Raw genomic sequence first — 9,889 nt, forward strand, 5'->3', positions numbered from 1 at the left:
CAGGGCTATCCGCCGCATGAGTGTCAAAAAAATGCGGCCGCCGGAGAGAGAAGGTCATGAGCCAAGGTGTTGAATTCAATCGTCTGATGTTGGACATGCGGGCCATGCAGGCCGATGCCATGTCGTTGCCCAAAGCCACCGCTGCCCCTGAGCTTGCGCCTGGCCAAAGCAGCTTTGCCGACATGCTCGGGCAGGCCATCGGCAAGGTCAGCGAGACCCAGCAGGCGTCAACCCAGCTCGCCAATGCCTTCGAGATCGGCAAGAGCGGTGTCGACCTGACTGACGTGATGATCGCTTCGCAGAAGGCCAGCGTGTCCATGCAGGCTTTGACCCAGGTACGCAACAAGCTGGTCCAGGCGTACCAGGACATCATGCAGATGCCGGTTTGAGGGCGGAAGTAAGTCATGGCTGAAGCAGTCGTCGATAACGCCCCCGCCAAGAGCGGTGCGCCTGGTTCCAAGCCAGCGCGGTTCAACATGGCGTTCCTGGAAAACATCTCGCAGATGCCCATGCTGCGTCAGGTCGGCCTTATGGTCGGATTGGCGGCGAGCGTGGCGATCGGCTTCGCCGTGGTGCTGTGGTCGCAGCAGCCGGATTACCGGCCGCTGTACGGTAGCCTGGCCGGCATGGACACCAAGCAGGTCATGGATACCCTGGCCTCGGCAGACATCCCCTATCACGTCGAGCCCAACTCCGGTGCTCTGCTGGTCAAGGCCGACGACCTCTCCCGCGCGCGCCTGAAACTGGCGGCGGCTGGCGTGGCGCCGAGCGATGGCAATGTCGGCTTCGAGCTGCTCGACAAAGAGCAGGGGCTGGGTACTAGCCAGTTCATGGAAGCCACCCGTTATCGCCGCAGTCTGGAAGGTGAGCTGGCGCGTACCGTTTCCAGCCTGAACAATGTCAAGGCCGCTCGCGTGCACCTGGCGATCCCGAAAAGCTCGGTGTTCGTGCGTGACGAGCGTAAGCCAAGCGCCTCGGTACTGGTCGAGCTGTACCCGGGCCGTTCGCTGGAAGCCGGTCAGGTGATGGCCATCGTCAACCTGGTCGCCACCAGTGTGCCTGAGCTGGACAAGTCGCAAGTCACCGTGGTCGACCAGCGAGGCAACCTGCTTTCCGAGCAGCTGCAGGACACCGCGCTGACCATGGCCGGCAAGCAGTTCGACTATAGCCGCCGCATGGAAGGCATGCTGACCCAGCGTGTGCACAACATCCTGCAGCCGGTGCTGGGCAACGACCGTTACAAGGCGGAGGTTTCCGCTGACCTGGACTTCAGTGCGGTCGAGTCGACCTCCGAGCAGTTCAACCCGGACCAGCCGGCGCTGCGCAGCGAACAGGCCGTCAACGAACAACGCGCCAGCAGCCAGGGCCCGCAGGGCGTGCCGGGTGCGCTGAGCAACCAGCCACCAGGCCCGGCGTCGGCGCCGCAAACCACCGGTGGTGCCGCGGCGCCGGCCGGTGCCATTCAGCCTGGTCAGCCGCTGGTGGATGCCAATGGCCAGCAGATCATGGACCCGGCTACCGGCCAGCCGATGCTGGCGCCGTACCCGTCGGACAAGCGTGAGCAGACCACCAAGAACTTCGAGCTGGACCGCTCGATCAGCCACACCCGCCAGCAGCAAGGTCGCCTGACCCGCCTGTCGGTGGCAGTGGTGGTCGACGACCAGGTAAAGGTCGGTGCCAACGGCGAAACCACCCGTGCGCCATGGGGTACCGAAGACCTGGCGCGCTTCACTCGCCTGGTGCAGGACGCGGTGGGCTTCGATGCCAGCCGTGGTGACAGCGTGACCGTGATCAACGTGCCGTTCGCCGCCGACCGTGGCGAAGAGATCGCCGATATCGCGTTCTATCAGCAGCCGTGGTTCTGGGACATCGTCAAGCAGGTGCTGGGCGTGCTGTTCATCCTGGTGCTGGTGTTCGGCGTGCTGCGTCCGGTCCTCAACAACATCACCGGTGGCGGCAAGCAGGCTGCTGCGGACAGCGACATGGAACTGGGCGGGATGATCGGTCTGGATGGCGAACTGGCCAACGACCGTGTCAGCCTCGGTGGCCCGTCAAGCATTCTGTTGCCGAGCCCGACCGAGGGTTACGAAGCACAGCTCAACGCAATCAAAGGCCTGGTGGCCGAAGACCCGGGCCGCGTAGCCCAGGTCGTCAAAGAGTGGATCAACGCCGATGAGTGACAATCGAGCCATTACCGCCAAGCTGAGCCGTGTCGACAAGGCCGCGATCCTGCTGCTGTCGCTCGGTGAGACCGATGCTGCACAAGTGCTGCGGCACATGGGCCCGAAGGAAGTTCAGCGGGTCGGTGTGGCGATGGCGCAGATGGGCACCGTGCATCGCGATCAGGTCGAGCAGGTGATGAGCGAGTTCGTCGAGATCGTCGGCGACCAGACCAGCCTGGGCGTGGGCTCTGACGCCTACATCCGCAAGATGCTCAACCAGGCGCTGGGCGAGGACAAGGCCAACGGCCTGGTCGATCGTATCCTGCTCGGTGGCAACACCAGTGGCCTGGACAGCCTCAAGTGGATGGAGCCGCGTGCCGTGGCCGATGTGATCCGCTACGAGCACCCGCAGATCCAGGCAATCGTGGTCGCCTATCTCGACCCCGACCAGGCCGGTGAAGTGCTGAGCAACTTCGACCACAAGGTGCGCCTGGACATCGTCCTGCGCGTGTCGTCGCTCAATACCGTGCAACCGGCGGCGCTCAAGGAGCTGAACCAGATCCTCGAGAAGCAGTTCTCGGGCAATTCCAATGCGGCGCGCACCACCCTGGGCGGTATCAAGCGTGCTGCCGACATCATGAACTTCCTCGACAGCTCGGTGGAAGGTGCACTGATGGACGCGATCCGCGAGATCGACAGCGACCTGTCGGAGCAGATCGAAGACCTGATGTTCGTCTTCAACAACCTGGCCGATGTCGACGACCGCGGCATCCAGGCGCTGCTGCGCGAAGTGTCGTCCGACGTGCTGGTGGTGTCGCTCAAGGGCGCCGACGAGCGCGTCAAGGACAAGATCTTCAAGAACATGTCCAAGCGTGCCTCCGAGCTGCTGCGCGACGACCTCGAGGCCAAGGGCCCGGTGCGCGTCAGCGACGTGGAGACGGCGCAGAAGGAGATCCTCACCATCGCCCGACGCATGGCCGAGGCCGGCGAGATCGTGCTCGGCGGCAAGGGTGCCGAGGAAATGATCTGATTTTGCAGGCGACGCGAGCCCCTGTAGGAGCGGCCTTGTGTCGCGAAAGGGCTGCAACGCAGCCCCAGGATTTCAGCGTTGTTGCATATATTGCTGGGGCTGCGTTGCAGCCCTTTCGCGACACAAGGCCGCTCCTACAAGGATCGTGTCGCTTGCAGATGAGTAGCTGAGAACATGCCCACCAAAGAATCCCACCCCAGCGACCTGATTCGTGCCCGCGACCTCGAGGGCGTCGATGTCTGGGCGCTGCCCAGCTTCGACCCGGAGCCTGAGCCGGAACCCGAGCCCGAGCCGGAAGTCATCGAAGAAGTCGAAGAGGTGCCGCTGGAAGAAGTCCAGCCGCTGACCCTCGAAGAACTCGAAGCGATCCGCCAGGAGGCCTACAACGAAGGCTTCGCCACCGGCGAGCGGGAGGGCTTTCACAGCACGCAACTGAAAGTGCGCCAGGAGGCCGAGGAGGCGCTCGCCGCCAAGCTGGCCAGCCTGGAGCAACTGATGGGGCATTTGCTCGAGCCGATCGCCGAGCAGGACACGCAGATCGAACGCAGCATGGTGCATCTGGTTGCGCACATGGCGCGCCAGGTCATCGGCCGCGAGCTGCGCAGCGACTCCAGCCAGATCACCCAGGTGCTGCGCGAGGCGCTGAAGCTGCTGCCGATGGGCGCCGACAACATTCGCATCCACCTCAACCCGCAGGATTTCGAGCTGGCCAAGGCCTTGCGCGAACGCCACGAGGAGAGCTGGAAGCTGCTCGAAGACGAAGCTCTGCTGCCAGGCGGCTGCCGGATCGAGACCCTGCACAGCCGCATCGACGCGACCATGGAAACCCGCATCGAAAAAGCCGTGGCGCAATTGTTCGACCAGTTGCACGACCAGGCCCTGCACCCGGCGGCGGCGGACCTCACAGTCGAACTGGACGCCCACGATGCGCCTTGACCGCACCAGCTTCGGCAAGCGCCTGGGCGGCTACGCCGAGGCGATCGAGCTGCCGGTGCAGCCGGTGGTCGAAGGCCGCCTGTTGCGCATGGTCGGCCTCACCCTCGAAGCCGAAGGCCTGCGCGCTGCGGTAGGCGGGCGTTGCCTGGTGATCAACGACGACAGCTACCACCCGGTGCAGGTCGAGGCCGAGGTGATGGGCTTTGCCGGTAACAAGGTCTTCCTGATGCCGGTGGGCAGCATCGCCGGTATCGCCCCAGGTGCCCGTGTGGTGCCGCTGGACGACAGTGGTCGCCTGCCCATGGGCATGAGCATGCTCGGCCGGGTGCTCGACGGTGCCGGGCGCGCCCTCGACGGCAAGGGCGGCATGCGCGCCGAAGACTGGGTGCCGATGGATGGCCCGATCATCAACCCGCTCAACCGTGACCCGATCAGCACGCCGCTGGACGTGGGTATTCGCAGCATCAACGGCCTGCTGACCGTCGGTCGCGGCCAGCGCCTGGGGTTGTTCGCCGGTACCGGTGTGGGTAAATCGGTGTTGCTGGGCATGATGACCCGCTTCACCGAGGCGGACATCATCGTGGTCGGCCTGATTGGCGAGCGGGGCCGTGAGGTCAAGGAGTTCATCGAGCATATCCTCGGCGAGGAGGGGCTCAAGCGCTCGGTGGTGGTGGCATCGCCCGCGGATGATGCGCCACTGATGCGCTTGCGCGCAGCCATGTACTGCACGCGTATTGCCGAGTACTTCCGCGACAAGGGCAAGAACGTCCTGCTGCTGATGGACTCGCTGACCCGTTTCGCCCAGGCCCAGCGCGAGATTGCCCTGGCCATCGGCGAGCCGCCGGCCACACGTGGCTACCCGCCGTCGGTATTTGCCAAGCTGCCCAAGCTGGTGGAGCGCGCCGGTAATGGCGAGCCTGGCGGTGGTTCGATCACCGCGTTCTATACCGTGTTGTCCGAGGGGGACGACCAGCAGGATCCGATCGCCGACTCGGCGCGGGGCGTGCTCGACGGCCACTTCGTGCTGTCGCGGCGCCTGGCCGAGGAAGGTCATTATCCGGCCATCGACATCGAGGCCTCGATCAGCCGGGTCATGCCGCAGGTGGTGGATCCCGACCACTTGCGCCAGGCGCAGAAATTCAAGCAACTGTGGTCGCGCCTGTCCCAGAGCCGTGACCTGATCAGCGTTGGCGCCTATGTCGCCGGCGGCGATCCGGAAACCGACCTGGCCATTGCCTTGCAGCCCAGGCTGGTGGACTTCCTGCGCCAGGGCCTGGACGAGAATGTCGGCATGGGCCAGAGCCGCGACGAGCTGGGGGCGATCTTCACGCCTCCGGCCAAAGGCTGATAAGCCATGAGCCTGCCCGGTCGCGCCGCGCGCCTGGCCCCCGTGGTCAACATGGCCGAAGAGGCGGAGCGCAAGGCTGCCCAGCGCGTGGGGCACTTCCAGCAGCAGGTGGTTCAGGCCCAGGCCAAGCTGGCCGAGCTGGAGTCGTTCCGTGAAGGGTATCAGGCGCAGTGGATCAATCGTGGCGGGCAGGGCGTGAATGGCAGCTGGCTGCTCAATTACCAGCGCTTCCTGGCCCAGCTGGAAACGGCCATGACCCAGCAGCGGCAAAGCCTGGTCTGGCATGAGAACAACCTGAAGAATGCCCGAGGCACCTGGCAGCAGGCCTATGCCCGGGTAGAAGGGCTGCGCAAGCTGGTGCAGCGCTACATGGACGAGGCCCGGCGCGCTGAAGACAAGCGCGAGCAGCGTTTGCTGGATGAACTGTCGCAGCGACTGCCAAGGCAAGGCCACATGTAGCCTGTGCCGGCCTCTTTGCGGGCACAGGCCACCTTGCCACTCCTGTATCGGGCTGCTAAACCTTGAAGAGTTGCATTCGCCATCATCGAAGGAATCGCTAGCATGGCAGTCGAGACTGATTTTTCGCAGGACGGGAAAAAGCTCACGATCAAGGTCAGGGGGCGTTTCGATTTCGGCAAGCATCAGGAATTCCGTGATGCCTACGAACGCCAGCCTGAAAGGCCCGACTCGGTGGTAGTCGACTTGAAGGACGCTACCTATCTGGACAGCTCTGCGCTGGGCATGCTGCTTTTGCTGCGTGACCATGCCGGCGGTGACGATTCGGACGTACGCGTGGTGCATGCCAGCTCCGACGTGCGCAAGATCCTGGCCATTTCCAACTTCGAAAAACTGTTCGATATCAGTTGAGCGCACAGATGCCGGCCGAGCAGGCGTTGACCGTGCTGGTGGCTGAGGACGGGGCGGTCGACCGCCTGCTGCTGGCGCAGATCGTCCGTCGCCAAGGCCACCATGTGTACACTGCGGAAAATGGCGAGCAAGCCGTGGCGCTGTTCGCCGAGAAGCGTCCGCAACTGGTGTTGCTCGACGCATTGATGCCGGTGATGGATGGCTTCGAGGCGGCGCGGCAGATCAAGGCGCTGGCCGGCGAGGCACTGGTGCCTATCATTTTCCTGACCTCGCTGAACGAGGAGGATGCGCTGGTGCGTTGCCTGGAGGCCGGGGGCGACGATTTCATGGCCAAACCCTACAGTGCGGTAATCCTCGGTGCCAAGATCCGCGCCATGGACCGCCTGCGTCGCTTGCAGGCGACTGTGCTCGAGCAGCGGGACCAGATCACCCGTCACCATCACCACTTGCTCAACGAACAGCGGGTGGCCAAGGCGGTGTTCGACAAGGTCGCCCATTCCGGCTGTATCACGGCGCCGAACATCCGTTACCTGCAGTCACCCTATGCGCTGTTCAATGGCGACTTGCTGTTGGCCGCGTTCACCCCGGCCGGCGATATGCATGTGCTGCTGGGGGACTTCACCGGCCATGGCCTGCCGGCCGCAGTCGGTGCGATGCCGCTGGCGGAAGTGTTCTACGGCATGACCGCGAAAGGTTACGGCCTGGCGCAGATGCTTCGCGAGATGAACGCCAAGCTCAAGCGCATCCTGCCGGTGGACATGTTCTGCTGCGCGCTGCTGCTCAACCTGAGTGTGCAGCGCGGCGCGGTAGAGGTGTGGAATGGCGGCATGCCGGATGGCTACCGGCTGTCGGCCGGCGGCGAAGTGCTCGGCTGCCTGGGTTCGCGTCACCTGCCGCTGGGCATCCTGGCACCGGAGCGTTTCGATGACAGCACCGAAGTGCTGCCGCTGGCGCCGGGGGAGCGGCTGCTGCTGCTGTCCGATGGCGTGGTCGATACCGCGGACGAGCAGGAGCGCCTGTTTGGTGTCGAGCGCTTGCGCGAGGTGCTGGCCGCCAATCGTGACCCGGCGCAGTTGTTCGATGAAGTGATGCAGGCCCTGGAGCGTTTCGGTGGCCGCCCCCGGGATGACATCAGCCTGTGTGACATTCGCATGTTCAGTGGCGAAGACCGGGTGCCTGCGCCGACCTTGTATTCCGACAGCGGGCGCTCCAGCCCGCTGGACTGGGTGCTGGGATTCGAGTTGCGTGGTGAAAGCCTCAAGCGATTCAATCCGGTGCCTTACCTGGTGCAGTTGTTGCAGGAAATTCATGGTCTGCGGCCGCGCACAGGCGCCTTGCACAGTGTGCTCAGTGAGCTGTATTCCAATGCCCTGGAGCATGGTGTGCTGGGCCTGGACTCCCGGCTCAAACGTGATGTGCAGGGGTTTGCCGACTACTATCAGGAGCGCGCCCGACGCTTGGCGGTGTTGGCTGAGGGCTTCGTGCGCATCGACCTGAAGGTGGAACCCTCAGGGGCGGGTGGACGTCTTACCGTCGAGGTCCGCGACAGTGGCGCGGGGTTTGACGTGCACCGTGTGTTGACGCGTCCGTCTCAGGAGCAGGAATTGAGCGGGCGCGGGCTGAACCTCGTGCGGCGGCTTGGCAGCCGTGCCGAATGGAGCGAAGGCGGCCGCTGTGCGCGCGTTCAGTTCGATTGGTGATGCGTCTGGAGGGCCGTAGGGCGGCTCAGGCATAATCCGGCTTGATCAAGGAGTGAACAAGTGACTGACATGCATATCGATCACAAGGTACTCAGCGAGCTGCAGGAGGTCATGGAAGATGGCTACCTGCAACTGCTGGAAACCTTTCTGGAAGATTCCGAGCAGCGTTTGAGCCAGCTGCATGGGGCCAAGAGCGCTGATGAGCTCGGCATGGCCGCGCACAGCTTCAAGGGCAGCAGCAGCAACATGGGGGCTGTCGGCCTTGCCCAGTTGTGCCAGCAGCTTGAAGAGCGCGTGAAGGTGCGGCCGCTGTATGGCATCGAAGACCTGATCAACCGGATCGACCAGGAATACCTGGAGGTGCAGTGCTTCTATCGCAGTGAGCGTGAGCGCGTTTCGGCGAACTGATCGCAAGTTGGCGCGACTTTTGCCTCTCTATGGCCAGATGATATTCCAGTTTCTGGCGCGGAGACCGCTCAATGCCTGTCGCACCCAACCCTTTGTTGCAAGCCAACACCCTGAGCAAGCCGTCGAGTGCGAGCTCCTCGCGGGTGGACAAGCCGCTGCAGGCGGCGGGCGGACTGGGCGGCGGCTTTGACCAGGTCATGGCTGGGCAGGCGCGTGACAAGACGCCTGCTCGCAATGACAAGGTTGCTCAGCACAGCCCAAAGGACAAGCCTGACGTTGCTCAGGGCGGCAAGAAGCAGGCCGCCGACAAACCGACGGTTGCCGATGACGGCAACAAATTGCCAGCAGACGATGCGTCGCAATCCAGCGATGCTGCAGCCACCAGCGACTCAGGCTCGCTCGATGCCAACCTGGTGGCGGGGCAGGTGACCGATGCGCAGCCCGGTGCGCAGTTGCTGCAGGCCCAGGCCGAGGCAGTGGCGCCGGTGTTGCAGGCGGCTATCCAGCAGCCTCCGGCGGCAGCGGGTGCCGAGACAGTGTCAGAGGAGCCCGAGGGCGAGGCCTTCGATCCGGATGCCGACCCCTTGGCCAACCTGCCCACGCTGCGCCTGGCCCTGGAGCAGAACGCCCAGGCCAAAGGCACGACGTCAGCGCACGCTGCCGACCCAGGCAAAGCCCAGTCCGATGACGGGCAGGCAGCCGTCAATCCGTTGGCGACCCTGATCGAGAAGGTCGAAGGCGAGGCAGGAAGGTCCGAGACCGGCGACAAGGCCTTCGGCGCCTTGCTTGAAGACGGGCTCAAGGACACCAAGAACGCCAGCAGCGATACCCGTGTCGACGACTTCGCCAACCGCTTGGCCAGCCTGACCCAGGCCGTTACCGCCAAGACCGCCAATGCCGTGCCGGTAAATGCCAATCCCCTGCATCAGCCATTGCAGATGAACCAGGGTGCGTGGGCTGAAGGCCTGGTCAATCGGGTCATGTACCTGTCCAGCCAGAACCTGAAGTCGGCGGATATCCAGTTGGAACCCGCTGAACTCGGACGCCTCGATATCCGGGTCAATGTCGCGACTGACCAGTCCACTCAGATCACCTTCGTCAGTGGCCATGCGGGTGTACGTGATGCGCTGGACAGCCAGGTGTATCGCCTGCGCGAGCTGTTTGCCCAGCAGGGGCTGGCGCAGCCGGATGTGAACGTGGCGGACCAGTCGCGCCAGCAACAACAGCAGGCACAGCAGGAGGGCTCGCAGCTGTCCGGGCTGGCCGCGCGCCGGGCGCAGGCGGGTGAGGGCGAGCAGGGTGGGCTGGGCGAAGTCTCCCGGGCTGTCGAGCAGCAGGTGGTCATTGGTGACAGTGCCGTCGATTATTACGCCTGATGGGGCTGTCTTGGGTTTTGCAGTGGCTGTTGGAGCGGGAGAAAAACCAGCTGGGCTCTGAC

The 9,889-nt window shown here is 64.1% G+C and carries 10 protein-coding genes; all 10 read left to right on the forward strand.

The genetic code is table 11. The features are described 5' to 3' along the window. Positions 1 to 56: 56 nt before the first annotated feature. Complete coding sequence (gene fliE / locus ACLEJU_RS23860; RefSeq protein ID WP_435423629.1) at positions 57 to 389, forward strand: flagellar hook-basal body complex protein FliE; 333 nt, start codon at positions 57 to 59, stop codon at positions 387 to 389. A gap of 15 nt (positions 390 to 404) precedes the next feature. Further along, positions 405 to 2,180 carry a flagellar basal-body MS-ring/collar protein FliF gene (gene fliF, locus ACLEJU_RS23865; RefSeq protein WP_435423628.1) on the forward strand — a complete coding sequence of 592 codons (1,776 nt, stop codon included), beginning with the start codon at positions 405 to 407 and terminating at the stop codon, positions 2,178 to 2,180. Beyond that, positions 2,173 to 3,192 carry a flagellar motor switch protein FliG gene (fliG, locus tag ACLEJU_RS23870; RefSeq protein WP_060508302.1) on the forward strand — a complete coding sequence of 340 codons (1,020 nt, stop codon included), beginning with the start codon at positions 2,173 to 2,175 and terminating at the stop codon, positions 3,190 to 3,192. The genes fliF and fliG overlap by 8 nt, the downstream gene beginning before the upstream one ends. A gap of 174 nt (positions 3,193 to 3,366) precedes the next feature. Continuing rightward, complete coding sequence (gene fliH / locus ACLEJU_RS23875; RefSeq protein WP_435425617.1) at positions 3,367 to 4,128, forward strand: flagellar assembly protein FliH; 762 nt, start codon at positions 3,367 to 3,369, stop codon at positions 4,126 to 4,128. Next, entirely contained in the window at positions 4,118 to 5,476 is a 1,359-nt protein-coding gene (gene fliI / locus ACLEJU_RS23880) for a flagellar protein export ATPase FliI (RefSeq protein WP_435425618.1), read from the forward strand. The genes fliH and fliI overlap by 11 nt, the downstream gene beginning before the upstream one ends. A gap of 6 nt (positions 5,477 to 5,482) precedes the next feature. Then, positions 5,483 to 5,935 carry a flagellar export protein FliJ gene (gene fliJ, locus ACLEJU_RS23885; protein WP_435425619.1) on the forward strand — a complete coding sequence of 151 codons (453 nt, stop codon included), beginning with the start codon at positions 5,483 to 5,485 and terminating at the stop codon, positions 5,933 to 5,935. A gap of 102 nt (positions 5,936 to 6,037) precedes the next feature. After that, on the forward strand, positions 6,038 to 6,343 hold the full coding sequence (locus tag ACLEJU_RS23890; RefSeq protein ID WP_400723017.1) for an STAS domain-containing protein: 306 nt from the start codon (positions 6,038 to 6,040) through the stop codon (positions 6,341 to 6,343). A gap of 8 nt (positions 6,344 to 6,351) precedes the next feature. Beyond that, complete coding sequence (locus ACLEJU_RS23895; protein ID WP_435425622.1) at positions 6,352 to 8,043, forward strand: ATP-binding SpoIIE family protein phosphatase; 1,692 nt, start codon at positions 6,352 to 6,354, stop codon at positions 8,041 to 8,043. Positions 8,044 to 8,103: 60 nt separating this feature from the next. Continuing rightward, positions 8,104 to 8,451, forward strand: coding sequence for an Hpt domain-containing protein (locus ACLEJU_RS23900; protein ID WP_435425620.1), 348 nt, complete (start codon positions 8,104 to 8,106; stop codon positions 8,449 to 8,451). 71 nt (positions 8,452 to 8,522) lie between these two features. Beyond that, the gene (locus ACLEJU_RS23905) at positions 8,523 to 9,827 is read left to right on the forward strand and encodes a flagellar hook-length control protein FliK (protein WP_435425621.1); all 1,305 of its coding nucleotides are present in this window, start codon (positions 8,523 to 8,525) and stop codon (positions 9,825 to 9,827) included. Positions 9,828 to 9,889: the final 62 nt, after the last annotated feature.

The organism is Pseudomonas sp. SMN11, from assembly GCF_052041945.1.
Lineage (GTDB): Bacteria > Pseudomonadota > Gammaproteobacteria > Pseudomonadales > Pseudomonadaceae > Aquipseudomonas.

Excerpts from the sequence above, each read along its gene's own strand:
- ACLEJU_RS23905 (WP_435425621.1), top strand. The coding sequence starts at position 8,523 with ATGCCTGTCGCACCCAACCCTTTGTTGCAAGCCAACACCCTGAGCAAG.
- fliI (WP_435425618.1), top strand. The coding sequence starts at position 4,118 with ATGCGCCTTGACCGCACCAGCTTCGGCAAGCGCCTGGGCGGCTACGCC.
- ACLEJU_RS23890 (WP_400723017.1), top strand. The coding sequence starts at position 6,038 with ATGGCAGTCGAGACTGATTTTTCGCAGGACGGGAAAAAGCTCACGATC.
- fliE (WP_435423629.1), top strand. The coding sequence starts at position 57 with ATGAGCCAAGGTGTTGAATTCAATCGTCTGATGTTGGACATGCGGGCC.
- fliF (WP_435423628.1), top strand. The coding sequence starts at position 405 with ATGGCTGAAGCAGTCGTCGATAACGCCCCCGCCAAGAGCGGTGCGCCT.
- fliG (WP_060508302.1), top strand. The coding sequence starts at position 2,173 with ATGAGTGACAATCGAGCCATTACCGCCAAGCTGAGCCGTGTCGACAAG.
- fliH (WP_435425617.1), top strand. The coding sequence starts at position 3,367 with ATGCCCACCAAAGAATCCCACCCCAGCGACCTGATTCGTGCCCGCGAC.
- fliJ (WP_435425619.1), top strand. The coding sequence starts at position 5,483 with ATGAGCCTGCCCGGTCGCGCCGCGCGCCTGGCCCCCGTGGTCAACATG.
- ACLEJU_RS23895 (WP_435425622.1), top strand. The coding sequence starts at position 6,352 with ATGCCGGCCGAGCAGGCGTTGACCGTGCTGGTGGCTGAGGACGGGGCG.